Source organism: Pantoea sp. XY16, assembly GCF_025153065.1.
Classification (GTDB): domain Bacteria; phylum Pseudomonadota; class Gammaproteobacteria; order Enterobacterales; family Enterobacteriaceae; genus Pantoea; species Pantoea alfalfae.
The window spans coordinates 128,635-155,011 of the sequence record NZ_JANZNP010000006.1 but is presented as its reverse complement, the minus strand read 5'-3'; the positions used below and the strand labels follow the sequence as shown (position 1 = coordinate 155,011).

At 53.9% G+C, this 26,377-nt stretch carries 25 protein-coding genes and 1 other annotated feature; of the genes, 8 read left to right on the top strand and 17 right to left on the bottom strand.

Annotated elements, in window-relative coordinates; translation table 11 throughout:
• Window positions 1-59: 59 nt before the first annotated feature.
• The 5 genes from N1689_RS10745 (at window position 60) to gndA (ending at window position 7,719) form a co-directional block, all read left to right on the top strand.
• Window positions 60-893: an ABC transporter permease gene (locus tag N1689_RS10745; protein WP_137244368.1), complete on the top strand. Its 834-nt coding sequence runs from the start codon at window positions 60-62 to the stop codon at window positions 891-893.
• A complete protein-coding gene (locus N1689_RS10740; protein ID WP_260058854.1) occupies window positions 883-2,220 on the top strand; it encodes an ABC transporter ATP-binding protein in 1,338 nt (445 codons plus the stop codon). The genes N1689_RS10745 and N1689_RS10740 overlap by 11 nt, the downstream gene beginning before the upstream one ends.
• The gene (locus N1689_RS10735; RefSeq protein ID WP_260058852.1) at window positions 2,217-3,353 is read left to right on the top strand and encodes a GT99 family glycosyltransferase N-terminal domain-containing protein; all 1,137 of its coding nucleotides are present in this window, start codon (window positions 2,217-2,219) and stop codon (window positions 3,351-3,353) included. Before N1689_RS10740 ends, N1689_RS10735 begins: the two co-directional genes overlap by 4 nt.
• The gene (locus N1689_RS10730; RefSeq protein ID WP_260058850.1) at window positions 3,350-6,058 is read left to right on the top strand and encodes a glycosyltransferase; all 2,709 of its coding nucleotides are present in this window, start codon (window positions 3,350-3,352) and stop codon (window positions 6,056-6,058) included. The genes N1689_RS10735 and N1689_RS10730 overlap by 4 nt, the downstream gene beginning before the upstream one ends.
• Before the next feature lie 251 nt (window positions 6,059-6,309).
• On the top strand, window positions 6,310-7,719 hold the full coding sequence (gene gndA, locus N1689_RS10725) for an NADP-dependent phosphogluconate dehydrogenase (protein ID WP_033733220.1): 1,410 nt from the start codon (window positions 6,310-6,312) through the stop codon (window positions 7,717-7,719).
• Window positions 7,720-7,754: 35 nt separating this feature from the next.
• On the opposite strand, the gene N1689_RS10720 is transcribed toward gndA, so the two are convergent.
• The 13 genes from N1689_RS10720 to hisL all read right to left on the bottom strand — a co-directional run bounded on the left by N1689_RS10720 (window position 7,755) and on the right by hisL (window position 18,289).
• A complete protein-coding gene (locus N1689_RS10720; RefSeq protein ID WP_260058848.1) occupies window positions 7,755-9,053 on the bottom strand; it encodes a succinylglutamate desuccinylase/aspartoacylase family protein in 1,299 nt (432 codons plus the stop codon).
• A 106-nt stretch (window positions 9,054-9,159) separates the two neighbouring features.
• The gene (locus tag N1689_RS10715) at window positions 9,160-9,951 is read right to left on the bottom strand and encodes an ABC transporter substrate-binding protein (RefSeq protein WP_161734453.1); all 792 of its coding nucleotides are present in this window, start codon (window positions 9,949-9,951) and stop codon (window positions 9,160-9,162) included.
• A 66-nt stretch (window positions 9,952-10,017) separates the two neighbouring features.
• A complete protein-coding gene (locus N1689_RS10710; protein ID WP_311202148.1) occupies window positions 10,018-10,494 on the bottom strand; it encodes a YbaK/prolyl-tRNA synthetase associated domain-containing protein in 477 nt (158 codons plus the stop codon).
• Window positions 10,481-10,813, bottom strand: coding sequence for a helix-turn-helix domain-containing protein (locus N1689_RS10705; protein ID WP_161734449.1), 333 nt, complete (start codon window positions 10,811-10,813; stop codon window positions 10,481-10,483). The genes N1689_RS10710 and N1689_RS10705 overlap by 14 nt, the downstream gene beginning before the upstream one ends.
• Before the next feature lie 249 nt (window positions 10,814-11,062).
• Complete coding sequence (hisIE, locus tag N1689_RS10700) at window positions 11,063-11,674, bottom strand: bifunctional phosphoribosyl-AMP cyclohydrolase/phosphoribosyl-ATP diphosphatase HisIE (protein ID WP_161734447.1); 612 nt, start codon at window positions 11,672-11,674, stop codon at window positions 11,063-11,065.
• On the bottom strand, window positions 11,668-12,444 hold the full coding sequence (hisF, locus tag N1689_RS10695; RefSeq protein ID WP_033783632.1) for an imidazole glycerol phosphate synthase subunit HisF: 777 nt from the start codon (window positions 12,442-12,444) through the stop codon (window positions 11,668-11,670). The genes hisIE and hisF overlap by 7 nt, the downstream gene beginning before the upstream one ends.
• Complete coding sequence (hisA, locus tag N1689_RS10690) at window positions 12,426-13,163, bottom strand: 1-(5-phosphoribosyl)-5-[(5-phosphoribosylamino)methylideneamino]imidazole-4-carboxamide isomerase (RefSeq protein WP_161734446.1); 738 nt, start codon at window positions 13,161-13,163, stop codon at window positions 12,426-12,428. Before hisA ends, hisF begins: the two co-directional genes overlap by 19 nt.
• Entirely contained in the window at window positions 13,163-13,753 is a 591-nt protein-coding gene (gene hisH, locus N1689_RS10685; protein ID WP_161734444.1) for an imidazole glycerol phosphate synthase subunit HisH, read from the bottom strand. The genes hisA and hisH overlap by 1 nt, the downstream gene beginning before the upstream one ends.
• The gene (hisB, locus tag N1689_RS10680; protein ID WP_253419265.1) at window positions 13,753-14,820 is read right to left on the bottom strand and encodes a bifunctional histidinol-phosphatase/imidazoleglycerol-phosphate dehydratase HisB; all 1,068 of its coding nucleotides are present in this window, start codon (window positions 14,818-14,820) and stop codon (window positions 13,753-13,755) included. The genes hisH and hisB overlap by 1 nt, the downstream gene beginning before the upstream one ends.
• Entirely contained in the window at window positions 14,817-15,893 is a 1,077-nt protein-coding gene (gene hisC, locus N1689_RS10675) for a histidinol-phosphate transaminase (protein ID WP_260058844.1), read from the bottom strand. The genes hisB and hisC overlap by 4 nt, the downstream gene beginning before the upstream one ends.
• Window positions 15,890-17,194, bottom strand: a complete 1,305-nt coding sequence (gene hisD / locus N1689_RS10670; protein ID WP_260058842.1) for a histidinol dehydrogenase — start codon at window positions 17,192-17,194, stop codon at window positions 15,890-15,892. The genes hisC and hisD overlap by 4 nt, the downstream gene beginning before the upstream one ends.
• A gap of 3 nt (window positions 17,195-17,197) precedes the next feature.
• Entirely contained in the window at window positions 17,198-18,097 is a 900-nt protein-coding gene (gene hisG / locus N1689_RS10665) for an ATP phosphoribosyltransferase (protein WP_061062857.1), read from the bottom strand.
• Window positions 18,098-18,145: 48 nt separating this feature from the next.
• Window positions 18,146-18,266: a sequence feature (His leader region), on the bottom strand.
• Window positions 18,242-18,289, bottom strand: coding sequence for a his operon leader peptide (gene hisL, locus N1689_RS10660; protein WP_100396937.1), 48 nt, complete (start codon window positions 18,287-18,289; stop codon window positions 18,242-18,244). Its footprint overlaps the feature before it by 25 nt.
• A gap of 179 nt (window positions 18,290-18,468) precedes the next feature.
• Here hisL and N1689_RS10655 point away from each other — a divergent pair, with 179 nt between their 5' ends.
• Complete coding sequence (locus tag N1689_RS10655) at window positions 18,469-19,296, top strand: SDR family oxidoreductase (protein ID WP_033783626.1); 828 nt, start codon at window positions 18,469-18,471, stop codon at window positions 19,294-19,296.
• Window positions 19,297-19,464: 168 nt separating this feature from the next.
• Here the strand turns inward: N1689_RS10655 and N1689_RS10650 are convergent, their stop codons facing one another.
• Genes N1689_RS10650 through puuD form a run of 3 tightly spaced genes read right to left on the bottom strand, consistent with a single transcriptional unit; the run spans window position 19,465 to window position 22,079 of the window.
• Window positions 19,465-20,742 carry an FAD-binding oxidoreductase gene (locus tag N1689_RS10650; protein ID WP_161734434.1) on the bottom strand — a complete coding sequence of 426 codons (1,278 nt, stop codon included), beginning with the start codon at window positions 20,740-20,742 and terminating at the stop codon, window positions 19,465-19,467.
• Between the two features lie 19 nt (window positions 20,743-20,761).
• Window positions 20,762-21,319, bottom strand: a complete 558-nt coding sequence (gene puuR / locus N1689_RS10645) for an HTH-type transcriptional regulator PuuR (protein WP_161734432.1) — start codon at window positions 21,317-21,319, stop codon at window positions 20,762-20,764.
• Window positions 21,312-22,079 (bottom strand): gamma-glutamyl-gamma-aminobutyrate hydrolase, encoded by a 768-nt coding sequence (gene puuD, locus N1689_RS10640; protein WP_161734430.1) that lies wholly within the window; start codon window positions 22,077-22,079, stop codon window positions 21,312-21,314. The genes puuR and puuD overlap by 8 nt, the downstream gene beginning before the upstream one ends.
• 204 nt (window positions 22,080-22,283) lie before the next feature.
• On the opposite strand from puuD, the gene N1689_RS10635 reads away from it, so the two are divergent.
• Window positions 22,284-23,699 (top strand): glutamine synthetase family protein, encoded by a 1,416-nt coding sequence (locus tag N1689_RS10635; RefSeq protein WP_161734428.1) that lies wholly within the window; start codon window positions 22,284-22,286, stop codon window positions 23,697-23,699.
• A 403-nt stretch (window positions 23,700-24,102) separates the two neighbouring features.
• The gene (locus N1689_RS10630) at window positions 24,103-25,461 is read left to right on the top strand and encodes an APC family permease (RefSeq protein ID WP_161734426.1); all 1,359 of its coding nucleotides are present in this window, start codon (window positions 24,103-24,105) and stop codon (window positions 25,459-25,461) included.
• A 49-nt stretch (window positions 25,462-25,510) separates the two neighbouring features.
• Here the strand turns inward: N1689_RS10630 and ygbI are convergent, their stop codons facing one another.
• A complete protein-coding gene (gene ygbI / locus N1689_RS10625; protein WP_161734424.1) occupies window positions 25,511-26,272 on the bottom strand; it encodes a DNA-binding transcriptional repressor YgbI in 762 nt (253 codons plus the stop codon).
• Window positions 26,273-26,377: the final 105 nt, after the last annotated feature.

Below are 26,377 nucleotides of genomic sequence, written 5' to 3'. Positions count from 1 at the left end.
TGAGGTATTGATAACATGTCCAAGATTTTTTTTGTTGAAGTTTCAGGCGGGTACAAGCAATGAGCAATCCTCATCTAAAACAACGGATCTCCGTAAGGGCGATGCTGGGCTCAATTTTTCGCCATAAACAGTTGATTTATCAGATGACAAAGCGAGAGGTTGTCGGCCGTTACAAAGGTTCTAGCATGGGGCTGGCTTGGTCCTTCCTGAACCCGTTGTTTATGCTGGCAGTGTACACTTTTGTCTTTTCTGTAGCGTTCAAAGCCCGCTGGTCAGTAGGCGGTGATGAGAGCAAAACTCAGTTTGCGCTTATTCTTTTTGTGGGAATGATAGTGCATGGCCTGTTTGCCGAGGTCATAAACAAGGCACCTACGATCATTTTAGGCAATATTAACTACGTAAAAAAAGTCGTCTATCCTCTTGAAACGCTTTCGGTTATCAGCCTGCTTTCAGCTATTTTTCATAGTGTGATCAGCTTGTTCGTACTCATGCTGGCCTTTTTCACCTTTAATGGCTACCTACACTGGACAAGCATTTTTCTGCCTGCCGTTTTAATACCTTTAATCATTTTTTGCCTGGGGTTGTCCTGGATTTTGTCTTCATTGGGTGTTTATATCCGTGATGTAGGACAAACCACCATGATTATTACTACCATCATGATGTTCCTTTCTCCTGTCTTCTTCCCGATAACAGCGATTCCTGAAAAGTTCCGTATTTGGATTATGCTCAATCCGCTGACATTCATTATTGAACAAGCACGTGAGGTATTAATTTGGGGACATGTACCTAACTGGAAAGGGTTATTGATCTATACCGGCTGTGCCTCTGTTATTGCCTGGCTTGGCTTTGCGTTCTTCCAGAAAACCAGAAAGGGATTCGCCGATGTCCTCTAATGATTTTGCCGTCCGCATTGAAGGACTGAGTAAGTGCTACCAGATTTACGATCGTCCCAGAGATCGATTGAAACAATTTTTCCTGCCGCGTGTACGGCGCATTGCAGGCAAAGACGCCCGGAGTTACTACAAAGAATTCTGGGCGCTGAGGAACGTCTCTTTTACCATTAACCGTGGTGAAACGGTGGGTATTATCGGTCGTAACGGTGCCGGTAAATCAACACTTTTGCAAATGATCTGCGGTACGCTTTCACCGACTGCTGGCAACGTGGAAATCCATGGTCGCGTTGCTGCCTTGCTGGAGCTGGGAGCAGGATTCAACCCGGAATTCACAGGGCGTGAAAATGTCTATCTAAATGCCAGTGTTTTAGGCATGAGTAAAACTGAAACGGACGCTAAACTTGACGACATTCTGAATTTTGCAGATATAGGTGATTTTATTGATCAGCCAGTCAAAACTTATTCCAGCGGTATGTATGTGCGATTAGCCTTTGCCGTGCAGGCGTGTGTTGATCCGGAAATATTGATTGTCGATGAAGCACTGGCAGTAGGTGATATCGGCTTCCAGTATAAATGTTTTAAGCGCATGGAAGCTCTGAAGAAAAAAGGCACAACCATTCTTATGGTAACTCACTCTACTGGCAGTATTCTGGAATATGCTGATCGGTGTATCGTGATGAAGAATGGCGAACTGATTGCCGACACTACCGATGTACTGGCCGCCGTGCTGGCTTATGAAAAAGGTATGATACTTTCTCAGGCCGAGCCGGTTGAAATCGCTCGCTCGCTAAGTGCAGGCACCGTCACTTCCGATTTCAGCGTGGCTGAACTCCAGCGTCTTCAGCAGGCGGGTATTCATCGTGACGTCGATGAGAAGCGGTTCGGTAGCGCTCGCGCTATCATAGATAAGATGGTCGTGATCAAATCCGATGGCACCCCTCTGGAAGAAAAGCCTATGGTTAAAGCTGGCGAAGCGCTGACGTTCAGCTTTACGTTACTGGTCGCAGAGGAAATCAAAGAAGCCGTGCTGGGGATTTCTCTTTCCCGATCGCAGGGCGGGGATGTATGGGGAGACAATAATATTGCAGCCGGTCAGCCTTTGCATCTTAAACCAGGTAAGTACTTTATCGACTATAAAGTGACATTACCGCTCAATGCGGGTGATTACTTAATTCATTGTGGACTAGCCTCACTGGACAAAGGAAACCGGGAAGAACTGGATCAGCGTCGTCCAATGCAGAAAGTAAAATACTGGGCTCCACGCGAACAGGGTGGTGTTATTTACGCTCCGGTTAAAGTCTTATTTAAAGAAGGGGAGGGCCTATGATCGTCGCCTACTTCCCCTCTTTTCCATTCAGGGGGCGTTCTGCCCCCTATCTATGGATATTTTATAAACTTTTAACTACCTACGGTGACCGGCTGCATTTTCTTACTGACGACCTGTATCGCCAGGATGTCGATATCTGGCGTCAGTATCAGCGCTGGGAATTGCTGGACGATTCACAGAAGCGACAAGGCTATCGTTTGCCTACATCGGCAGAACTGGCCACCATGAGTTTTACCCATTTCAACAGCGATTTCTTTGTTCGGATGTTAGCTGAACATGAGGGTAATCCTACCCGCGCTTTTTACGAATACTTAACCCAAAATGATGTTTCGCTGGAAAGGGATTTTTATGACGCGCTACAGTCAATTGGCAACGTTGAAGTTGTACTGAACTGGTGTAATTGCCCGTCGCTGTTCTCAGCATGTAAGCGGCTGAATATACCTGTCATGAATATGGAGTTAGGGCCGTTAAGACATCCGGAATACCTGTCAACAGGCTATCTCGACTTTAGTGGTGTCAACGGTAACACTGAAGCGAAAGCGCGTTATGCTGCTGCAGCTGAAGATTGCCAGCTTAACCTAACGCTTGAAGATCTTCGCGGTTTTTTTTCATCCACACCATTGCCGACGCTGACAAAACAATACAAATCAGGCATAGTACTGCAGGTTGAAAATGACTCGAACCTCATTGCTTACTCTAACGGATTCAACAATCAGGTTTTGCTGGATTATGCACAATTAAATTACGATGGTAATTTTCTTGTCCGTAGTCACCCCGGCAGTGCTTTCAGGTTAAAAGAAAACCTTTCCAATGTGGATCAATCGGCCACGAGCATCGATTTCATAGCGCGATGCGAAAAAATAGTGACCATTAATTCCAGCGTGGGTCTTGAAGCCTTGTTAATGGGGGTGCCCGTTATTGCCTTTGGGGATTCGTCATTCCGCTTCATTCTGGAAGCAGAGGAAGAAAAGGAGCGTATTAATCGCCTTGGCTTCTACCTGTTTGCTTATCTGGTGCCTTATGCTCTTATTTTTGATTTAGAATACATTCGCTTCAGGCTTTCCAGACCAGATGAAAAGTCAATTATAAAAAAACATCTTCAATTTTACGAAAGTGCAGGAAACATAACATGACTGACAGCGAAAAGGAAACACTAGCAACCGACATCGAAAATGGTGTCAAAGATCGTAAGATTAAGCAATTAACCGCGACCGTTGCTGAGTTGCAAAACAAGATTGCGGTGCTGGAAGCTGAAAATGGCCAGAAGGAAGCCGAACGTCTTTCTTTGACGGACAATCATAGCGTCCTGGAAGTGGAACATCAGGCGCTCAAAGAGCATGTCGCTGCGCTTGAAGCCAATGGTAAGGAAAAAGAAGCCGAGCGTCTTTCAAACGCTGATTATTACTCCGTCATGGAGGCGTTAAACCAGGCACTTAAAGAGCAGGTCGCCGTGCTTGAAGCTCAAAGTAGCCAGAATGAAGCCGAACGCCTGTCTTCTGCGGATATTCACACCGCACTCGAAGCAGAAAACCAGGCACTCAAAGAGCAGGTCGCTGCGCTCAGTAAGCAACTTGATGAAACCCAAACTACACAACACAGAGCCATTGTGCGTACAGAACTCGATTTATCTAAAACGGTTGATGTTATTGTTCCTGTCTATGCGGGTCTGGAAGAGACTCAGGAGTGCATTGAATCTGCCTTGGCTTCGATTCCGGACTGGGCTCAGTTGGTCGTTATTAACGATTGTTCACCTGAGCCTGAATTAACAGCGTGGTTACGTGAACGCTGCAGTAATAATGCTTTCATCCTGCTGGAAAACGAAACGAATCTGGGTTTTGTCGCTACTGTCAATCGTGGCATGCAACTGCATTTACGCAATGATGTGCTGTTACTGAACAGTGATGTTGAAGTAGCTAACGACTGGCTCGAACGAATTAAAGATGCAGCCTACAGCAAAGAGCGCGTAGGCAGCATTACGCCATTTTCAAACAATGCCACGATTTGTAGCTTCCCTAATTTCTGTGAAGACAACGAATTGCTGCTGGGACTTGATGTTAAAGTTTTGGACGACCATTTCGCCAGCTATGGCACGCAGGATAATCTGGTCGAGATCCCAACTGGGATTGGTTTCTGCATGTATATTCGCCGTGATTGTCTGAATCAGGTGGGATATTTCGATGTCGAGACATTTGGTCGTGGATATGGTGAAGAAAATGACTGGTGTCAGCGTGCAGATAAGCTGGGCTGGAAAAATTATCATCAGTTAAACGTTTTTGCCTACCATAAAGGCGGCGTCAGTTTTGCAGGTGAGCAGAGCCCACGCAAACTCAAAGCTATGGAGTTGCTGAACGGGTTGCATCCTAACTACACGGCAGATGTTATGTCCTTTATCGCTGCAGATCCGGCCAAAAAAGCCCGTCAGCAGATTATGGCGCGCATAATTGCAACCACCGACGTTCCAAAAGTGCTACTGGTCAGTCATAAAATGGGCGGCGGCGTCGTTACCCATTTAAATGAACTTATTGCTTATTATAAAAATAAAATTCATTTTTTACTGCTGGCACCCGGCGAAAAAGAAAATACTTATGCTCTTGCATTAACGGCGGAAGGTGCTGCCAATAAAGACAGGATAATTTTCGATCTGGAAAATGGTACAGATAAGTTAATTGACTTACTGATGTTTACTGGCGTCGGAAATGTGCACTATCACCATATTATGGGCTTTGATAAAGAAATTCTGGCACTGCATACCCGGCTTAAGTGTGGTTATGATATTACAGTCCATGACTATTTCTTGATTAACGGTAATCCAACGCTAACGAACCGCAACGGACGTTTCTGTGGTGATGATTTAACCACCATGGACCAGTACTGCATTGAGCATTATCCAGTGCCGATGTACATGCCGCTGGAGGAGTACCGAAAACATGTTGCTGACTGGTTGCATAATGCTCAGCGTGTCATTTTCCCTTCAATTGATACGCAGTCTCGTTATGCCAATATCTACGATGCCACACGTTACAATGCCATTAGTGCATGGCACATCGATCATCATGTCAAACCACAGGATACCCCGGTCATTGCTCCCCAGCCAGGCAGCCATTTGAATGTGCTTATTATTGGTGCTATCAGCAAAGAGAAGGGGGCGGTTCTCCTTGAAGAAACGGCCATCGCCTTAAGCGGACACCCGGTAAAATTCACTCTTATGGGATACGCTTTCCGTCCATTACACGGCGTTATCAACACATTGGGCGGTTATTCGGATGCGGATATTGAAAAAATCATCGCGGAAGTGAAGCCTGACGTTGTCTGGTATCCTGCGCAGTGGCCTGAGACCTATAGTTACACCCTTAGCATTGCGCTGGAAAATGGTTTACCGGTCATTGTACCTAACATTGGTGCTTTCCCGGAGCGGGTAAATAATCGCCAGTTCAGCAGAGTGATTCAATGGGATATGTCGGTCACAGCCCTGAAAGATTTATTCCTGTCACTGGCTGCAGAACCGTCATTGTTAAATAACGGTGAAAATAAGAGCAATATTCTAGACGATAAAGGCATTGTGCTGGATAAAGGCTTTTACAAGACGGAATACCTGAGTGCAGATTGGCAACGTAAAGGCGAGTTGGGCACCATTGATTATAAATCTCTGATCAATCATGTTGAAATCGATCGGGTAAGTAGTGAGCAGCTCTCGCAAAAGGAACTATACCTGTCAAAACTCTGGAAATTTATTCAGTTGCCCGGAGTGAGAACGATCACTCGGTTTGTTCCTTATCGCCTGCAACGCTATGTGAAAAGAAGATTGTCAAATCGTGCCATTCACGAAATTCTTAAATAGCATTTTCATGGTAGTTTGTTCAGGGATTTATTAAAGCTGCAGGTACAGAGGTCAATAGCTGCTTATATTCATTACACATACTTTATATGGGGTTGTTACTTGAATAAAACCTCGCGGGAGTAATAGTTGTGATAGCTTTGAATATTAATTTTGCTATGTACAACAGAATGAATAGTCTCTATGGTAGAGAAGCAGCTAAGAACCAGAACGAAAACAATGTAACCCATTGTTTTAAATGACAGGAGTATGTAATGTCCAAGCAACAGATCGGCGTTGTAGGTATGGCAGTGATGGGCCGCAATCTGGCTCTTAACATTGAGAGCCGCGGTTACACTGTTTCAATCTTCAACCGTTCACGCGAAAAGACTGATGAAGTCATCGCCGAGAACCAGGGCAAGAAGCTTGCTCCTTTTTACACCGTTGAAGAGTTTGTTGAATCGCTGGAAAAACCTCGTCGTATCCTGCTGATGGTTCAGGCGGGTGAAGCGACTGACAAGACTATCGCCTCACTGACTCCACACCTGGATAAAGGCGACATCCTGATTGATGGCGGTAACACCTTCTACAAAGACACCATCCGTCGTAACAAAGAACTGTCTGACCAGGGCTTCAACTTCATCGGTACCGGCGTTTCCGGCGGTGAAGAGGGCGCACTGAAAGGTCCATCCATCATGCCTGGTGGCCAGAAAGAAGCCTACGAGCTGGTTGCGCCGATTCTGGATAAGATCGCGGCGCGTGCGGAAGATGGCGAAGCCTGTGTGGCCTATATCGGTCCGGACGGCGCGGGCCACTACGTGAAGATGGTTCACAACGGCATCGAATATGGCGACATGCAGCTGATCGCAGAAGCCTATGCGCTGCTGAAAGGCGCACTGGGCCTGAACAACGAAGAGCTGGCTGAGACCTTCACCGACTGGAACAACGGCGAGCTGAGCAGCTACCTGATTGACATCACCAAAGATATCTTCACCAAGAAAGACGAAGACGGTAAATACCTGGTTGATGTGATTCTGGATGAAGCAGCAAACAAAGGCACCGGTAAATGGACCAGCCAGAGTTCACTGGATCTCGGTGAGCCTCTGTCACTGATCACCGAGTCTGTCTTTGCCCGTTATCTCTCCTCGCTGAAAACGCAGCGTGTTGCGGCCTCTAAAGTACTGAGCGGTCCACAGGCAAAAGCCTTCACTGGCGACAAAGCGGAGTTCATCGAGAAAGTTCGTCGCGCGCTGTACCTCGGTAAAATCGTCTCTTATGCGCAGGGCTTCTCACAGCTGCGTGCCGCGTCAGAAGAGAACAACTGGGATCTGCACTACGGGGAAATCGCGAAGATCTTCCGCGCTGGCTGCATCATCCGTGCCCAGTTCCTGCAGAAGATCACTGATGCTTATGAAGCCGATGCAGGCATCGCTAACCTGTTGCTGGCTCCGTACTTCAAAGATATCGCGGATCAGTATCAGCAGGCGCTGCGTGATGTCGTTTCTTATGCGATTCAGAACGGTATCCCGACGCCAACCTTCTCTGCGGCGATCGCTTACTATGACAGCTATCGTTCAGAAGTGCTGCCTGCTAACCTGATTCAGGCGCAGCGTGACTACTTTGGTGCGCATACCTACAAGCGCATTGATAAAGACGGTGTGTTCCACACCGAGTGGTTAGACTAATCACTAAAAAGGGCTTCCCGAGGGAAGCCCTTTTTTTATCCTACCAGCAAATCTCCGCTCCGAATCTCCCGCTCACCCGCCAGCCGCACAACCAGCATGCCTGCCGTCGCAAACCTTACCCAGTGCCTTGCATAGAGAATACCGCCATACTCTGCGACCAGCGGCGTAATATGGTCGGTCAGCGGATCAACAATCTCAGCCACCACTTCTCCCGGACGAATCAGTGCGCCCAGCGGTTTGCGATGCAAAATCAACCCTGAAACCGGCGAATGAATATATTCACAGCCCGCTAACGGCGTTGGTGGATTTTTCAGGGAAGGGGAGGCCGCCGACGATCCTTCGCTGTGACGTTCTTTAATCACGCCCGTCTCTCCCGGTGCTTCAGCAACGTCAGGTACGTTCAAACCAATCGGCCCGTCATTGATTGCTACCACATCATCGCCGCCCGCGCTCGCCGGGACCAGTTCATCGCCACCAATGACGGGCGCGGCCACCTCTACGGAAATTGAAGGTTCGCTGTAGCCGATATAGCCGCCTTCCTGCAGCGCTGAAATAATCGCCTCCGCGTCTTTCTCGGCCTGTTCAGGCGAAACATCACGCATGCCTCGCAACTCCAGTGTCACTGGCAGCAGTCCGCGTGGCATCGGGTAATCCTTACCAAATCGCTCTGCCAGCGTCAGCCAGGGTTCGCAGCAGGCTTCATCAAACGGCTCTCCACCGGAGATCTGCGCCAGCAGCTGTACTTCACTGCCTAACCAGCGCGCCAGCGGCTCAATGTCCGGCCAGGCGTGCGGCGTCGTGTAGAGGTGCGGCACGGCTTCCCAGTCACAGTGCAGGTCAATCATCAGATCGGCCTGACTGGCCATCCGCATCAGCGTAAAGCGCTGCGCATCCAGCTCGGTTTTTGGCACGGTATCGCGATAGTGGCGATCAATTGCCTCGCGGATCAGACTCTTATTCTGCGTTTCACTCTGGGTCAGACTTTCAGCCAGCCCGGCCGCCAGGGTTGCGCCCAGTGACGGGAAACGGCGGTTGAAGTCCTGGCCAGAGAGCGTATGGAATCGGCCCAGATGGGTGCCATGCCAGTGCTGTCCCAGCGCCAGTGGATTGGCAACTGGCACCAGGGTAAAGGCGGCTTTAAGTTGACCGGCGGACTCCAGCGCCTGTAGTCGCTGCTTTAAAAACCACGCCACCGCCATACCGGGCAGTTCGTCGCCATGCAGGGCAGCCTGGATATAAACCTGACGCTGGTAATCTTCACCGAAATGGAAACTGATGATTTCACGCTGGGTGCCTAAAGAGGCGCTTAACAGTGGATGATGTTGTTGATGCATACCGTGTTAATGTCCTTTAATCGGCAAAGGACGACAGCGCGCCGTCCCGAAAAAGTTAGAGTATAGTGCCGGATCGCGGTGAGGACGAAAAAGGATGACCGCGAGGTTACTGCTGGATAGAGATATCCGTGGCGAAGTAGCGCTTCTGAATCTGGTCAAAGGTGCCGTTCTTTTTGATTTCGGCAAAGGCATTATCCAGTGCGGTTTTCAGTTCGGTATCGCCTTTGCGCAGGCCAATAGCCGTGCCGGGGCCGATAATCGGATCCTGAATAATCGGCCCAGCCAGTTCAAAATCTTTGCCCTGCGGATGCTTCAGGAAACCGATGGCCGCCTGTGCCGCATCGGTGAATACCGCATCCAGTCGGCCTGAAACCAGATCGCTTTCAACCTGTGCCTGATCGCCATAAGGCACTACGGTCACACCGTGAGGCTGCCATTTTGCCAGCGCATAGCGCTCCTGAACCGTTCCCTGTTCTACGCCGACCGTTTTTCCTTTCAGGGATTCAACGGTGGGCAGGATGCCAGCGCCTTTACGGGCAATCAGCTGGGTGTGGGTGTCATAGAGTGGAACAGTGAAATCGATCTGCTTCAGGCGCTCTTCGGTAATGCCCATGTCAGACAGAATGGCATCAAATTTACGCGCTTTAAGGGCCGGGATCATGCCGTCAAACTGGCTTTCAACCCAGACACATTTTGCCTGCATCTGAGTACAGAGCGCATTGCCCAGATCAATATCAAAGCCGACCAGCTTGCCCTGTGGCGTTTTCGATTCGAAGGGCGGATAGGTCGGATCGACCGCGAAACGCACCTGTTCGATTTTTGCCTGCGCGCTAAAAGCGCAACCTGCCATAACCGCTACAGCCAGCGTCTGACGCAGGCGTTGAGTGAAAATGTTCATGATTTTGCTCTTATTCTGTCGTGATGAGTGATTATGCAGAGTATCGCCGGGCTGCCGGGATGGCAATTACTGCGTAATCTCCACCACGTCAGCCGCGCATAACGCGCGATAATCTTCGGTATTCAGGATCACTGAGCGTTCCAGCAGACCGGCGTTAAACGCGATCGCCGGATAACGTTCAAACAGCGCGGGGTCCACAATCAGCCTGAGGTCAGGATGAAAGCTGAACGGTGGTATCGCCCCGAATACGCAGCCGGTCAGCAGAGCGGTCTCCGCCGGGCTGGCGAGTGAAGCGCGTCGACCGCCTACTGCTGCCGCGACTTTGCCCAGATCGGCCTGCAGGTCGGCCGGTAATACCGCCAGCACATGCTGCTTAATGCCATTGCCTTTCACATGACAGACCAGCGCTTTCGCGCCCTGACCGATTTCGGTGCCGCGTATCGCCGCGACCGCTTCACATTTGCCGGTCGCCTCATGCTCCATCAGGCGATAACGCGCCTGGTGTTGCTCGAGCAGAGCGATTAACTTTTCATGGGTGGTCACGGTGCTCTCCTGCGGTCAGTTGCAGCATCAGTGTCTGCAGCATATGCGGCTGACGTGGCAATATGCCGGTTTTCAGACCCAGCGGTTTAAGCGCCCGGTTGAGGGTGCTCAGCGTGGTATTGTCCCTGTCCTGTTCAATATCTGACAGTGTGCGGCGGCTAATCCCGGCCAGCGCGGCATAACGTTCCTGAGAGAATCCCAGCACGTTTTTGCGAAGCTGCATCAGGAGCTCGCCCTGTGACAGTTTCTCTTCAGGAAACTGCTGAGTAAGGTTCAGCAGCATCGCTTCGCGTTCCAAAGGTGACAGCGTTTTTTTCATAGTTGCCAGCCTTTAATACGCTGATCAAGATAATCGTACGCAAGTAAGGCGGCGCTTTCACGGCCCTGGAGGGGATGCTGAATATTGAGTTGGGCGGCATTATACCAGCGGCCCTTAATAAATAGCTGGAGTGTGCGCATGGCAACACCTGTTGAGCAATATTATGCTCAACAATAGCGTTTAATTTTTGAGAAGGATTCTGCTCAGAATCCGCCTGTAAAACGAAATTCTGAGCAGCATATTGCACAATTACTTATGGCGGTTGCGCAGGTTGTTAATCACCGCGCTGAAGTCGAGATTCTGATCCTGTAACAACACCATCAGGTGATAGACAAGGTCTGAAGCTTCATTGGTCAGTTCATCCCGATCGTTGACGGTCGCCGCCAGCGCGGTCTCAACGCCTTCTTCACCCACTTTCTGCGCGATGCGCTTCGTGCCGCTGGCGTAGAGCCGTGCAGTGTAAGAGCTTTCAGGGTCAGCCGTTTTGCGCGACGCCAGCAGCTCTTCCAGCTGATAGAGGAAGGTCCATTCAGGCACAGCCGGAGAGAAGCAGCTGGTGGTGCCGAGATGGCAGGTCGGGCCAATCGGGTTCGCCAGTACCAGCAGTGTGTCGTTGTCGCAGTCAGGCGTGATGCTTACCACCTGCAGAAAGTTGCCGGAGGTCTCGCCTTTGGTCCACAAGCGGTTTTTGGTGCGGGAGAAAAAGGTGACATTGCCTTCTGCCAGGGTTTTTTCCAGCGCTGCCGGGTTCATGTAGCCATGCATCAGCACTTCGCCTGAGACGTTGTGCTGAACGATGACCGGCATCATGCCCTGTGTTTTATCCCAGTCGAGAAGGGCCTGTTGTTGTTGAGTTAGCACGCGCGAATCTCCACTCCGTTGTCGATCAGAAAGCTCTTCAGCTCACCAATATTAATAATCTGCTTATGGAATACCGAGGCGGCTAAAGCACCATCGACATTCGCCTCGGTAAACGCCTCCAGGAAGTGCTGCATGGTGCCTGCGCCGCCAGAGGCGATCAGGGGCACGTTGCAGACTTCACGCATTTTCTTCAGCTGCACCAGGTCATAGCCGTTACGCACGCCATCCTGATTCATCATGTTCAGCACGATCTCGCCTGCGCCCAGTTTCTGCACTTCCTGCACCCACTCCAGCGTTTCCCACTGCGTCACGCGGGTGCGTGCTTCGTCACCGGTATACTGATTCACCTGATACTTGCCGCTGGCCTCGTCAAACCAGGTATCGATGCCGACCACGATACACTGCACGCCAAACCGGTCTGCGAGGCGGGTGATGAGCGTGGGATCGGCAAGCGCCGGGGAGTTAATCGAGATCTTATCCGCACCAAACTCCAGAATACGTGCCGCGTCTTCAGGGGTTTTGATGCCGCCCGCGACGCAGAATGGAATATCGATCACTTCCGCAACGCGTGATACCCAGCTTTTGTCGACGACGCGGCCATCAGATGAGGCGGTGATGTCATAGAAGACCAGTTCGTCTGCTCCTTCAGCGGCGTAGCGCTGCGCCAGCGGCACGATGTCGCCGATGATTTCGTGATTGCGAAACTGTACGCCTTTGACCACCTGACCGTCACGTACATCCAGACAGGGAATTATCCGTTTTGCCAGCATGCGATCGCCTCCGAAACTGTGAATTTATTTTCCAGCAGCGCACGTCCGACAATCACGCCCTGAACGCCGCTGCCGCGCAGGGCGGCGATATCATTGAGGTCGCCAATGCCACCCGAGGACTGGAAAGCGATCGTCGGGAAGCGCGCCGTGACTTCCTGATAGAGCGCAACATTGGAACCGCTCAGGGTGCCGTCGCGGGAAATATCGGTGCACAGCACATGCTTCAGGCCCACCTGCTGAAAGTCGGTAACCACCTCTTCCAGGGTAACACCCGCCGCTTCCTGCCAGCCACTGATCGCCACTTCTTTGCGGTTACTGGCGTCAATGCGCACATCTAACGCCAGCACAATCGCCTCTGCGCCAAACTCCGCGAACCACCGTTTGACCTCTTCAGGCTCTTTCACAGCAGTGGAACCGACCACCACACGACTCGCACCCGCTTCCAGCAGCGCGTGCACATCGTCACGGCTGCGAATGCCGCCACCCACCTGCACCGTCACATCAACGCCGTCCAGCAGGGATTTCAGCAGCGTAATCTGGCGTTTCGCCGGATCTTTCGCGCCGGTTAAATCCACCAGATGCAGCACAGTCGCGCCCTGGCTTACGTAATCCTTCAGACGTGGCAGCGGCTCACTGCCGTAATCACGCTGCTGACCATAATCGCCCTGATGCAGACGAACCACTTTGCCGTCAATTAAATCTAACGCGGGGATAATCATTACATCTCCAGGAAGTTTTTCAGCAACTGCGCGCCCGCTTTGCCCGAGCGTTCCGGATGGAACTGGACGCCGAAGAAGTTATCTTTCTGCACCGCGGCGGTGAACGCTTCACCGTAGTGACACTGGGCGATGGTGCTGGCGTTGACCGGCATGGCATAGCTGTGGACGAAGTAGAAATAGGATCCTTCATCAATGCCGCGGAACAGATGATTGCCCGCCTGCGCGGTAATCTGGTTCCAGCCCATGTGCGGCAGCGGCAGGCCGTGGGTGTCCATGAGTGACACCGGCTCATCGATAATGCCCAGCGTCGGCACGCCGCCGTTTTCATCGCTGCCGCGTCCCAACAGCTGCATACCCAGACAGATCCCCAGCACCGGCTGGGTACAGGCTTTTACCAGATCGATCAGGTCACGCTCTTCCAGTTGCTTCATTGCCGCCTGCGCGGTGCCTACGCCTGGCAGAAACAGTTTGTCGGCGCGCAGCACCACATCGGAATCGCGGCTCACTTCCGGGGTATAGCCCAGACGTTCAATTGCCCATTTCACCGACGAGAGATTGGCGCAACCGGTATCCATGATCACCACGTTCATCACAGCACTCCCTTCGAACTCGGCAGGGTATTACCCTCAACGCGGATCGCCTGGCGCAGCGTACGACCAAAGGCTTTAAACAGGCTCTCGACGCGATGATGGTCATTCTTGCCTTTGGTTTTCAGATGCAGGGTGCTCATCATGGCGTAAGAGAGCGAGCTGAAGAAGTGCTCGACCATCTCAGTGCTGAGGTCGCCCACGCGTTGATAGTTGAACTCTGCTTTGAACTCGATGTGCGGACGGCCGGAGATATCCAGCGCGCAGCGCGCCAGGCATTCATCCATCGGCAGCACAAAGCCGAAACGGCCAATGCCACGCTTGTCGCCCAGCGCCTTCAGCAGCGCTTCGCCCAGTGCCAGACCGGTATCTTCCACCGTGTGGTGATCGTCAATATAGAGATCGCCTTTCACTTCAATGTTCATGCGGAAGCCGCCGTGTACGGCAATCTGGTCCAGCATGTGGTCGAAGAAACCCACGCCGGTATTAATCTTGCTGCCGCCTTCGCGATCCAGCCAGAGTTCGACCCGAACCTGCGTCTCTTTCGTGTTGCGCTGCACCAGCGCATGGCGGTCACGCTGGGTCAGACGCTGCTGAATGGTCTGCCAGTTCTCGCCGTCAGCGCCGTAGCGGATAGGCTGAATGCCCATGTTCTCCGCCAGCTGCACGTCGGTCAGACGATCGCCAATCACATAACTGTTGGCGGTATCCAGCGCGCCTTCTGCCAGCCAGGCTTCTACCATTTTCGTTTTCGGCTTGCGGCAGTCGCAATGATCGTCCGGCATGTGCGGGCAGATCAGCACATCGTCAAACGCGATGCCCTGCGAGGTCAGGACCTGCATCATCAGATTGTGCGGCCCATCAAAATCCGCCTGCGGGAAACTGGCGGTGCCAAGACCATCCTGGTTGGTAATCATCACCAGGCGATAACCGGCGGCCTGCAGCGCCAGCAGCGCCGGGATAACGTCTGGCTCAAATGCCAGTTTATCCAGTCTATCCACCTGGTAATCCTCAGGCGGCTCAGAGATTAACGTACCGTCGCGGTCAATAAAAAGGGTCTTCTGACTCATGCTTGCTCCAGAGAAAAGGCTTGCAGCGCGGCGATCGCTCGTTCGCACTCTTCACGCGTGCCGATGGAGATGCGCAGGCATCCCGACAGGCCCGGATTTTTGTTCTGATCACGCAGGATAATGCCCTGATCCCATAAGGTTTTGAAGACTTTTGGGGAATCGGTAAAGCGCGCCAGCACATAGTTGGTTTCGCTGGGAAAAACCTGCTCAACGCAGGCCAGCTGCGCCAGTTCAGCCAGCAGCCAGCTGCGATTGTCGTTCAGCTGGACCACATGCTCACGCATCAGCGCAATGCCTTGCTCGCTCAGCGCCTGACCCGCCACGTCCGCTACCGGCGTCGCCAGCGGGTAGGGCGCAATCACCTTTATCAGCAGGTCGATCACCGGCTTATTCGCCAGCGCAAACCCACAACGCAGGCCCGCCAGCGCAAAGGCTTTTGAAAGGGTACGCAGAATGACCAGATGCGGATAATCCTTCAGCCAGCCGGTCAGCGTCGCCTGCGGGCAGAATTCAATATAGGCTTCATCGGCTACCACCAGCGCTTTACCGGCGGTCATCGCCAGTAACTGGCGGATGTCGTCCTGATTAATCAGGTTGCCGGTCGGGTTGTTCGGGCTGCAAAGGTAAACGACTTTGACGCCATCAAGCTGTTCCGCGATAGCGGGCAGGTTGAGCTGCCAGTCGCTAAGCGCCGGAACGGTGCGATATTCAATGCCGATGGTTTCGGCGCTGACGCTGTACATGCCATAGGTCGGCGGACAGAAGAGAATCGCATCCTGTCCCGGCTCACAAAAGGCACGCATGATTAGTTCGATGGCTTCATCCGCGCCACGGCTGACCAGCACCTGCTCCGGCGTTAAACCTGCGTAAGCCGCATAGCGCTCAATAACCAGCTTTGGCTGACATTCGGGATAGCGGTTCAGCGTCTGTTGCGACAGCTCAAACGGCACCGGCAGCGGGAATTCGTTGGCATTGAGCCAGACATCACCGTTGCCACCCAGACGACGCGCCGACATATAAGGCGTCAGAGCGCGCACATTCGCGCGTGCCAGCTGCTCAATATCCTGACTCATGCTTGCTCCTTCAGTGCGGCAACGCGCAGGGTGACGGCATTCTTGTGGGCATCCAGCTGCTCAGCGGCGGCCAGGGTTTCAATCGTGGCGGCCAGATTCAGGAAGCCCTGCGGCGTCAGCTCCTGCACCGTCATGCGTTTCTGGAAGTCGGCCAGGCCCAGGCTGGAACAGGTCGACGTATAACCGTAGGTCGGTAACACGTGATTGGTGCCCGAAGCGTAATCGCCCGCGGACTCCGGCGACCAGTCGCCTAAGAAGACTGAACCGGCGCTGGTGATCGACTCCACCAGATCGCGCGGCTGACGGGTCTGCAGAATCAGGTGCTCAGGGCCGTAGAGATTGGAAATCTCAACGCATTGCTCAAGGTCGCGCGCCACGATCAGGCGGCTGCTCTCCAGCGCCTGACGCGCCGTGGCCGCACGCGGCAACTGTGCCAGTTGCTGCTCAACCGCGACCGCGACCGCCTCGGCCAGCTTTAATGAAGGCGTCAGCAGAATAACCTGCGAGTCGGGCCCATGCTCTGCCTGTGAGAGTAAATCAGACGCGACAAACGCGGGCGTGGCGCCTTCATCGGCAATCACCAGCACTTCAGACGGCCCGGCAGGCATATCAATCGCCGCGCCATCGAGTCGCTGACTTACCTGACGTTTCGCTTCGGTCACCCAGGCGTTGCCCGGGCCAAAAATCTTGTCCACGCGTGGCACGGTTTCAGTGCCGAAGGCCAGCGCGGCGATAGCCTGCGCGCCGCCCACCTGGAACACCTCTTCTACGCCGCACAGCTGCGCGGCATAGAGGATCTCATCTGCAATCGGCGGCGGCGAACAGAGCACCACGCGGCCACAACCGGCGATACGGGCCGGAGTCGCCAGCATCAGCACGGTGGAGAAGAGTGGGGCGGAACCACCAGGAATATAAAGTCCGACCGATTTCACCGGGCGGGTGATCTGCTGGCAGCGCACGCCGGGCTGGGTTTCCACATCCACTGGCGGCAAAATCTGCGCGTTGTGGAAGGTTTCGATATTGCCCACCGCGACGGCCATCGCCTGCTTCAGCTCGGCACTCAGTTGGGCGCTGGCGTCTGCGATTTGCTGCGGCGTCACACGCAGATTTTCAACCTGCGCCTTGTCGAAGCGGGCGCTGAACTCGCGCAGCGCGTCATCACCGTTCAGCTTTACCTGCTCCAGCACGTTACGCACTATCAGCGTGACGTTTTCAGAGGCGGCGATGGCAGGACGCAACAGCAGCGCCTGCTGCTGTTCGGAGGTACACTGCTGCCACTCAATCGGGGTAGTAAAGGCCATGGCTTACTCCATCATCTTCTCAATAGGCAGCACCAGAATTGAACTGGCACCCAACGCTTTCAGTTTTTCCATGGTTTCCCAGAACAGGGTTTCGCTGCTGACCATGTGCATTGCCACGCGACTGACATCGCCTGCCAGCGGCAGAACGGTCGGACGCTCCGCGCCAGGCAGCAGGCTGATTACTTCTTCCAGCCGCTCACTCGGCGCGTGCAGCATGATGTACTTCGATTCACGCGCTTTAATCACGCCCTGAATACGGGTCATCATCTTGTCGATCAGCTCCTGCTTGGCGGCTGGCATCTCGCCGTCGCGCTGGATCAGGACGGCTTTTGAGCGATAGATGACTTCCACTTCACGCAGGCCATTCGCTTCCAGCGTGGCACCGGTGGAGACCAGATCGCAGATGGCATCCGCCAGACCGGCGCGGGTCGCCACTTCAACAGAGCCATTCAGCATACAGGTTTTAAAGCTGACGCCTTTTTTGTCGAGGTACTGTTTGAGCAGGTGCGGATAAGAGGTAGCGATGCGGGATTTATCGAGGCATTCCGGGCCGGTGTACTCGGCGTCTGTCGCCATCGCCAGTGACAGACGGCAACCGCCGAAATCCAGGCGACGCAGCGTAAAATAGCGCGGGTCTTCGCCCTGGGCACGGCGCGAGAGTAATTCCTCTTCCAGCACGTTTTCACCGATGATGCCGAGATCGACCACACCGTCCATCACCAGGCCAGGGATATCGTCATCGCGCACGCGCAGGATGTCGATCGGCATGTTCTCCGCAAACGCAATCAGGCGCTGTTGCTGAAGGTTGATTTTAACGCCGCAGCGCGCCAGCAGTTCGCGTGAATCATCACTTAAACGGCCAGATTTCTGCATAGCTATGCGTAAACGGGTGTTATCTAACATGGTTCCTGTCCTCTTAATCCTGTCCTGAAAGTGTGGTTGCGTCAGCCCATAAAAAAACCCCCGGAAGACGATCTTCCGGGGGTTCTCTTGCGTTCACACCACTGGAAGATCTTGAAAGTCTTCCAGCACCAATCGCCTGAAAGACTAGTCAGGATGATGGTGGTGATGATGGTTAAACTGAACGCGTGTCATAATAATCTCGTCGATGAATGAGTATTCATTTGTGGGGTTTAACCTAGCGAAGATGGCAGCACTTGGCAACACTTTTTTAAACAGGCGCTTCGGAAAGCGCTGAAACAGGTTGTTCTTGTTTGCAATCCGGGGGCAAACTACGGTGAAGTCAGGGTTGATGTTTCACGTCAGGAGTCAAAATGAAGAAGGTCGCGATTGTGGGACTGGGCTGGCTGGGTATGCCGCTGGCCACGGCGTTAACGGCGCGAGGCTGGCAGGTCACCGGTAGCAAAACCACGCCAGACGGAGTTGAAGCCGCACGCCGCTGCGGCATTGAGGCGTTCCAGCTGGAACTGACGCCGGAACTGCTGTGTGATGCTGCCGATATCGAGCCGCTCTTTAACGTCGATGCATTGATTGTCACGTTACCTGCCAGCCGTACAGCGGAAGGCGGTGAAGCTTATCTGCAGGCGGTGCAGAATGTGGTCGATACCGCGCTGGTGTATAAAGTGCCGCGCATCATCTTTACCAGCTCAACGTCAGTCTATGGTGGCAGCTCTGGCATTAAACGGGAAAACAGCCCGCTGACCGCCGAAACGGTAGCCGGTAAAACCCTGGTTAAGCTGGAGAGCTGGCTGCACGATCTGCCAGGAACCAGCGTGGATATTGTGCGTTTGTCCGGTCTGGTCGGGCCAAAGCGTCATCCGGGACGCTTCCTCGCCGGTAAGCAGGATGTGGCAAATGGCTCGCAGGGCGTCAATCTGGTGCATCTGGATGACGTGGTTGAGGCGATTACGCTGCTGCTGCAGTCGCCAAAAGGGGGCCGGGTTTATAACCTTAGTGCGCCGAAACATCCGACGCGCGACACCTTCTATCCCGCCGTTACGCGCCAGCTTGGTCTGCAGCCGCCGCAGTTCGCGCCAGAGGCCGTAAAAGACAGCGGCAAGCTGATTGATGGGTCACGCATCTGTAGTGAACTCGGGTTTGAGTACCGCTATGACGACCCGGTGAAGATGCCGCTGGAGTGATACGCGGCTGGCGCTGTTGCGGGGGCTGAGTGCTCCCGCTCTGATATGTGAGGAGTCTGCTCTTCCTATAGTTACAACATACCAAAGCATTTTAAACAACAGAGCAGAATGTGCCCTGCTGCAGGACCTGTTTTCATCAGGCCAGGCAGCCAGGTCTGGCCCTCAGCCTCACACCCCCAGCCGATCCCTCAACGCATACCACACCGCCCCCATCGCCGTCAGCGGCACCTTAAACCGCCGCCCGCCGGGAAACGGCAGGTGAGGCAGACGAGCAAAGGCGTCGAACCGCTCCGCATCGCCGCGTAACACTTCGCTAATCAGCTTGCCGGAGAGATGGGTACTGGTGACGCCATGGCCGCTGTCGCCCTGCATAAAATAGACATTCTTCTCCATCCGGCCAAACTGCGGCATACGCGACAGCGTTAGCAGGAAATTGCCGCTCCAGCTGAAGTCCAGCTTCACGTTCTGCAATTGCGGGAAAGTACGGCGCAGCTTGGGCCGGATCAGCGCTTCAATATCGGCTGGTTCCCGCGCGCCGTAGACCACGCCGCCGCCATAGAGCAGCCGGTTGTCGGCGGTCAGACGGAAGTAATCCAGCAGATAGTTACAATCCTCCACACAGTAATTGTTCGGCATCAGCGACAGTGCCTGGTCGGGTGTCAGCGGTTCGGTTGCCACAATCTGCGAGCCGCATGGCATGCTTTTCCTGCTCAGGCGTGGCTCCAGCTGGGGTGACAGATAGGCATTACCGGCGAAGATCACAAATGTCGCACTGACTTCGCCCTGAGCGGTCTTCACCCGGTTAGGTGTGCCATAAACCACATCTGTCGCCGCGGACTGCTCATAAATGCGTCCACCATGTCGACGAATGGCTTCCGCTTCTCCCAGCGCCAGATTCAGCGGATGCAGATGGCCGCCACGTCGATCCAGTAGCCCGCCGACATAACGTTCGGTGGCAACTTCGCGGCGAATACCCCGTTCGTCCAGCAACTCCAGATCGTAATTGCCGTACTGCTGCCATAGCGTTTTCTGTTTTTGCAGATGTGCCATCTGACGTGCATTCAGCGCTGCAAAAATGCCGCCGGGCCGGTAGTCACAGTCAATTGCATACCGCTTAATGCGATCGCGGATAATCTCAGCGCCTTCAAACATCATACTGCCCAGCATGCGGGCGCTCTCTTTACCGTAGCGCTGCTCAATCACATCCACGTCGCGGCTGTAGGAGTTCACCACCTGACCGCCGTTTCGCCCGCTGGCACCGAAGCCGACCCGCGCCGCTTCCAGCACGACCACGTCATAGCCGACCTCGGTCAGATGCAGCGCCGCTGAAAGACCGGTGAAACCGCCACCAATTATGCAGACGTCACACTGAATGCTCTCCTGCAGGGTCGGCCAGGGCGCATGCGGATTGGCGGTCGCTGCGTAATAACTCTCCACATAATTCATAACAACCTCCGGGAAGCGCCTAAAAGTTGGCTGGCGTGTGGGCACTGACAATGCGGCAGGGGATTTCAGCCCTGTTGGTGAAGCTGTGCGGTAAACCGGTGTCAATCACATAGCTCTCGCCAGCGGAGAGATGAAACTGCTGTCCGTTGATGATCAGCGTAATTTCGCCTTCCAGCAGCGTACCGGTCTCTTCGCCTGGATGACGGAGCTTCTCGCCAGTGCTGGCACCGGGTTGATAGGTTTCCAGCAGCATGCCCAGCGTGCGCTGCGCACGGCCATTGTCGATCAGCTTCAGCGACACACCCTGGCTGCCAATCTCCAGCAGATCGCTGGGTCGGACAATCACTTTCGGCTCCGCATCCGGTTTGGGGTCGGAGAAGAATTCCGACAGCGACAGCCCATAGACCTTTAGCAGCTTCTGCAGGGTGCTGACCGCCGGGCTGACCTTATCCTGCTCAATGGTGCTGATAGCGCTGTGGGTCAGTCCGGCCAGTTCAGCAACGCGACGTTGCGACAATCCCATCGTCTGCCGGATCTGCGCCAGCCGTCGTCCCGGTGCCAGCGTGGCATCACTCATCTGCTTTTCCCCTGTGGTAACGACTCGCGGCCTGAATAAAGCCGCTGAACAGCGCCTGCGATCCCGCCGTGTTTTCCGGTTGCCATTCGGGATGCCACTGTACCGCCAGGGCGAAGGGATGATGACGCAGGCTCACCGCCTCAATCAGGCCATCCGGCGCGCGTGCCTCAACGCGCAGCTGCGGCCCCGGTTCGCGCACGCCCTGATGATGCAGTGAATTGACCGCAAGCGGCATATTACTGTCCAGCAGCGTTGCCAGCAGGCCATCCGGTTCGATAGTGATGGTATGCGCTGGCGCATACTGGTCATCAAATGGCAGTGTCTCATCTTCATGATGACGCTGAAATTTTGCCTGCTCACTGAGATTCCGCCACAGCGCGCCACCATTGGCCACCACCAGCTCCTGCAGTCCACGGCAGATGCCAAACATCGGCATTTTGTGGCTGGTGGCCCAGGTGATCAGCTGAAAGGCGAGACGGTCGCGGCCCGGATCGGCATGCGGCTCTTCACCGGCTTCGCCATAATGCCAGGGTTCGATGTTGCTGGGACTGCCGGTGAGGAGCAGGCCATCCAGCACAGCCATAGCGTTTTCTGATAGATGAGGCGCATTAGTAAGACTTTGGGGCAGGGCGAGAGGCACGCCACCCGCCAGGACGACCGCATCAATATACTTGTTATGCACCGTCTGAGTCGGATGGCCGCCCAGATCCTTCTGGCACATCACTACGCCAATCAACGGCTTGTCAAAAATAATGCCCATCTTACGTCCTCGCATTACTGGTCGAAATATCTACCGAAAGGGCACGTCTGGCGGTTAAGTGTGCAATATTTTTTCAATCTAGCAATGTGCTGTTTGTTCTTCAAACAGATTTGTTACATTTGCACACTTTTTATGTTGGCGCTATGTTAGTGGTGTGGCTGTTATTTTGAGCATTACGCAAACCTAATAGGGGCGGGTGAGATCATGACTAACCTGGTAGAAGTGGAAGACTTCACGCTTCACAGTGAAGAGAAACGAACCAGCGCGTTCCAGCTTGAGGTGAAAACCTGGCTGGAGCGCCATCCTGAAACGCAGTATGTCGACATCCTGTTAAATGATTTAAATGGTGTGTTCCGCGGTAAGCGTATTCCGGTCTCTGCGCTACCTAAGCTGGAAAAAGGATGTTATTTCCCCGCCTCAGTGTTTGCCATGGATATCCTCGGCAACACGGTGGAAGAAGCGGGACTCGGCCAGTCTCTTGGTGAACCCGATAATCTCTGTCTGCCCGTTAGCGGCACGTTAGTTCCCTCCGCCTCTGACCCTCAACACATTGCACAGCTGCTGTTAACCATGTGCAACCAAGATGGCACTCCCTTTGACGTTGAACCCCGAAATGTCCTCAACCGACTGTGGCAACAGTTGCGCAACCGAGGTCTGTTTCCGGTGGTAGCGGTAGAGCTGGAGTTCTATCTGGTGGACAAAAAGCGCGATGCTGAAGGCTTTATCCAGCCGCCCTGTTCGCCTGGCAGCGATGAACGCAATATGCAGAGCCAGGTCTACTCGGTCGATAATCTCGATCATTTCGCTGATGTCCTGCGCGATATTGACGATTTGGCCCGTCAGCAGGGCATACCGGCCGATGGCGCGCTGGCGGAAGCCTCGCCCGGACAGTTTGAGATCAACCTGCATCATACCCGTGACGTGCTGCGCGCCTGCGACCATGCGGTGCAGCTGAAGCGCCTGATTCGTCAGGTGGCAGAAAACCACGGTATGACCGCGACGTTTATGGCGAAGCCCTATGAGGAGTACGCGGGCAGCGGCATGCATGTGCATATCAGCATGCTGGATGCCGCCGATCACAACGCCTTTGCCTGCGATGACGGCAGCGATTCTCCGCTGATGAAACGGGCGCTGGCCGGGATGATCGATCTGATGCCCGCCTCAATGGCGCTGCTGGCACCCAATGTGAATGCCTATCGCCGCTTTGTCCCTGAAGCCTATGTGCCGTTACAGGCTTCGTGGGGTCATAACAACCGTACCGTTGCGCTGCGCGTGCCGTGCGGCGATATCGACAACCACCGTATTGAGTATCGGGTGGCAGGCGCTGATGCTAATCCCTATCTGGTCGTCTCGGCTATCCTGGCCGGGATGCTGCATGGGCTGGATACGCAGCTGCCATTGCCGCATCCGGTCACCGGCAACGGACACCATGCCGAGGGGCTGGCACTGCCGATCCGGCAGAGTGATGCGCTGTATGAGTTTGACAGCAGCTATCCGCTGCAGAAGTTACTGGGCGAACGCTTTGCCAGTGTCTGGCACAGCTGCAAGCATCATGAACTGATGCAGTTTGAACGACTGATTACGTCTACGGAAATAGACTGGATGCTGAAAAACGCCTGATGAGCTTTTCAGCGTTACTCTGTCGCGCTTTTTTTTGCATAAGGTGCCCCGACGGCTTGTAATACTGCCACGGGTTAGGGCAGAATACGCGGCCTGCAAAATCAGATGATAACCGACGCTTAACGCGCCGGTTATTTTTTTGCATCCAGTTTTAACAGAGCGTTTTTGCTGACTTAACCGAGGCCGGGCACGCACCCGGATAGATAAACACTGAAAACACGCGTAAGCGTGAGATTGAGGATTACAAAGATGGGGATGTTTTTCACTCTGCCAGCCAACGCTGGTACGCGTTTTCGTGATGACTACGGCGCCGCGTCAACCGCTAACCTTACTCCCTGTCGCTTAATGCGCAGTTGCCCTGTGACCCAGCCCAGCCAGGTTGTCGCACAGGGGGGACTGAAGCATGTCGCTTAATACCTCCGCCGCACCGCAGCGTGCGCAACTCAAAAAGACGCTTACGTTACTTCCGGTCGTCATGATGGGCTTAGCCTACATGCAGCCTATGACCCTGTTCGATACCTTTGGCATCGTTTCCGGTCTGACCGATGGTCACGTCGCCACCGCTTATGCTTTCGCACTGATTGCGATTCTGTTCACTGCCGTGAGTTACGGTAAGCTGGTACGCCGCTTCCCCTCTGCGGGCTCCGCTTATACCTACGCTCAGAAGGCGATCAGTCCGCACGTCGGCTTTATGGTCGGCTGGTCATCACTGCTGGACTACCTGTTCATGCCGATGATCAACATCCTGCTGGCTAAAAACTATTTCGAATCGCTGGTGCCGGGCATCCCGTCGTGGATCTTCGTGGTGTTGCTGGTCGGCTTTATGACGCTCTCTAACCTCAAGGGCATCAAAACCGTCGCCAACTTCAATAGTGTCATTGTAGTGCTGCAGGTCATTGTCATGGTCGGGATCACCGGCATGGTGATCTACGGTGTGGCAAGCGGCGTCGGTTCCGGTACCCTGGTGAGCAGCCGTCCGTTCTGGTCTGAGAATGCGCACGTGGTGCCGATGATTACCGGTGCGACCATACTCTGCTTCTCGTTCCTCGGCTTTGATGGCATCAGTTCGCTGTCGGAAGAGACCAAAGATGCAGAACGCACCATTCCACGCGCTATTTTCCTGACGGCGCTGATTGGCGGTGTGATCTTTATCGCGGCATCTTACTTCCTGCAGCTCTACTTCCCGGACATCACCCGTTTCCAGGATCCGGACTCCTCACAGCCTGAGATTATGCTGTTCGTAGCCGGTAAAGCGCTGCAGGTCGGTATCCTGATCTTCTCGGTGGTCACGGTACTGGCATCCGGTATGGCGGCGCACGCAGGCGTATCGCGTCTGATGTATGTGATGGGCCGTGATGGTGTATTCCCGGAGCGTTTCTTCGGTTACATCCATCCAAAATGGCGTACCCCGTCGCTCAACGTGCTGCTGGTCGGTGCGATTGCGCTGATGGCGATTAACTTTGACCTGGTCACCGCGACCGCGCTGATTAACTTCGGTGCGCTGGTGGCGTTTACCTTCGTGAACCTGTCGGTGATCGCACAGTTCTGGATCCGTGAGAAGCGTAACCGCACGCTGAAAGATCACGTTCAGTATCTGCTGCTGCCGCTGCTCGGCGCGATAACGGTCGGTGCGTTGTGGGTGAATCTGGAAGAGAGCTCTATGGTTCTGGGCCTGATCTGGGCCGCCATCGGGATTATCTACCTGGCATTCGTGACCCGCAGCTTCCGTAATCCGGTGCCGCAGTTCAGCGAAGAAGTTTAATCGTGCTCACGTTGCCGCCTTCCGGGCTTTATCGGGAAGGCGGCAACTGTTAACCGGCCAGCACCAGTTCCAGGTTGCCCGCACTTAACAGATCCCGCCCCGCATCACTCAGTTTGTTGTCCGTCACCACCTGATCAAACCTCTCCAGCGGTAACGCCAGAAACGTCGCTATTCTGTTGTACTTCGAACTGTCACTCAGTAAAACCCGTTTGCTGCTTACTTCGCTTACTGCCTGCTTCACCATCACTTTATCTTCATCCGGTGTAAACAAGCCACGTGGTCCCCAGCAGGAGGCGGAGATAAAGGCGATATCAATCGCCAGATTGCGCAGGCTGCGTGCTGCCGACTCGCCGACGCAGGAGCGGTTCTCCCGGCATACGGTGCCGCCCGTGTGGATCACCCGGCACTGACTCGCCTCCATCAGCAGATTCGCCACCATGAAATCATTGGTCACCACCAGTAAATCATCACGATCAACCACTTCCTGTGCCAGTGCTAACGTCGTGGTCCCGGCATCCAGATAGATGCAGCTGTTACGGGGAATGTGACGGGCAGCAGTGCGGCCAATAGCGCGCTTTTCATCGTTGTACAGGGTGCTTTTCGTCAGATGTGACGGTTCAGCTGCCAGTCGATCGGCAGAACGCACGCCGCCGGAAACCGACAGCACAGCACCTTGTTCCTCCAGTTTTTGCACATCCCGGCGGATGGTCATGTGTGACACGCCAAGCCGCTCAGTTAACTCAGCAATGCTCACCACGCCACGATCGGCCACCAGTGCCAGAATCTGTTGATGACGTTCAACCGGAATCATATCTGCTCCCTGATAATTACCATTTTTTCACATTATAAAGTATCTCCCAGTCAACCAGAACAAAAAATAACAGCTGATACAGGGCGGAGAACGGGAGTTACCGGG

Bases quoted from the DNA above. Each gene is read 5' to 3' on its own strand.
- N1689_RS10745 (WP_137244368.1), top strand. From the start codon at position 60: ATGAGCAATCCTCATCTAAAACAACGGATCTCCGTAAGGGCGATGCTG.
- N1689_RS10740 (WP_260058854.1), top strand. From the start codon at position 883: ATGTCCTCTAATGATTTTGCCGTCCGCATTGAAGGACTGAGTAAGTGC.
- N1689_RS10735 (WP_260058852.1), top strand. From the start codon at position 2,217: ATGATCGTCGCCTACTTCCCCTCTTTTCCATTCAGGGGGCGTTCTGCC.
- N1689_RS10730 (WP_260058850.1), top strand. From the start codon at position 3,350: ATGACTGACAGCGAAAAGGAAACACTAGCAACCGACATCGAAAATGGT.
- gndA (WP_033733220.1), top strand. From the start codon at position 6,310: ATGTCCAAGCAACAGATCGGCGTTGTAGGTATGGCAGTGATGGGCCGC.
- N1689_RS10720 (WP_260058848.1), bottom strand. From the start codon at position 9,053: ATGCATCAACAACATCATCCACTGTTAAGCGCCTCTTTAGGCACCCAG.
- N1689_RS10715 (WP_161734453.1), bottom strand. From the start codon at position 9,951: ATGAACATTTTCACTCAACGCCTGCGTCAGACGCTGGCTGTAGCGGTT.
- N1689_RS10705 (WP_161734449.1), bottom strand. From the start codon at position 10,813: ATGAAAAAAACGCTGTCACCTTTGGAACGCGAAGCGATGCTGCTGAAC.
- hisF (WP_033783632.1), bottom strand. From the start codon at position 12,444: ATGCTGGCAAAACGGATAATTCCCTGTCTGGATGTACGTGACGGTCAG.
- hisA (WP_161734446.1), bottom strand. From the start codon at position 13,163: ATGATTATCCCCGCGTTAGATTTAATTGACGGCAAAGTGGTTCGTCTG.
- hisH (WP_161734444.1), bottom strand. From the start codon at position 13,753: ATGAACGTGGTGATCATGGATACCGGTTGCGCCAATCTCTCGTCGGTG.
- hisB (WP_253419265.1), bottom strand. From the start codon at position 14,820: ATGAGTCAGAAGACCCTTTTTATTGACCGCGACGGTACGTTAATCTCT.
- hisC (WP_260058844.1), bottom strand. From the start codon at position 15,893: ATGAGTCAGGATATTGAGCAGCTGGCACGCGCGAATGTGCGCGCTCTG.
- hisD (WP_260058842.1), bottom strand. From the start codon at position 17,194: ATGGCCTTTACTACCCCGATTGAGTGGCAGCAGTGTACCTCCGAACAG.
- hisG (WP_061062857.1), bottom strand. From the start codon at position 18,097: ATGTTAGATAACACCCGTTTACGCATAGCTATGCAGAAATCTGGCCGT.
- N1689_RS10655 (WP_033783626.1), top strand. From the start codon at position 18,469: ATGAAGAAGGTCGCGATTGTGGGACTGGGCTGGCTGGGTATGCCGCTG.
- N1689_RS10650 (WP_161734434.1), bottom strand. From the start codon at position 20,742: ATGAATTATGTGGAGAGTTATTACGCAGCGACCGCCAATCCGCATGCG.
- puuR (WP_161734432.1), bottom strand. From the start codon at position 21,319: ATGAGTGATGCCACGCTGGCACCGGGACGACGGCTGGCGCAGATCCGG.
- puuD (WP_161734430.1), bottom strand. From the start codon at position 22,079: ATGGGCATTATTTTTGACAAGCCGTTGATTGGCGTAGTGATGTGCCAG.
- N1689_RS10635 (WP_161734428.1), top strand. From the start codon at position 22,284: ATGACTAACCTGGTAGAAGTGGAAGACTTCACGCTTCACAGTGAAGAG.
- N1689_RS10630 (WP_161734426.1), top strand. From the start codon at position 24,103: ATGTCGCTTAATACCTCCGCCGCACCGCAGCGTGCGCAACTCAAAAAG.
- ygbI (WP_161734424.1), bottom strand. From the start codon at position 26,272: ATGATTCCGGTTGAACGTCATCAACAGATTCTGGCACTGGTGGCCGAT.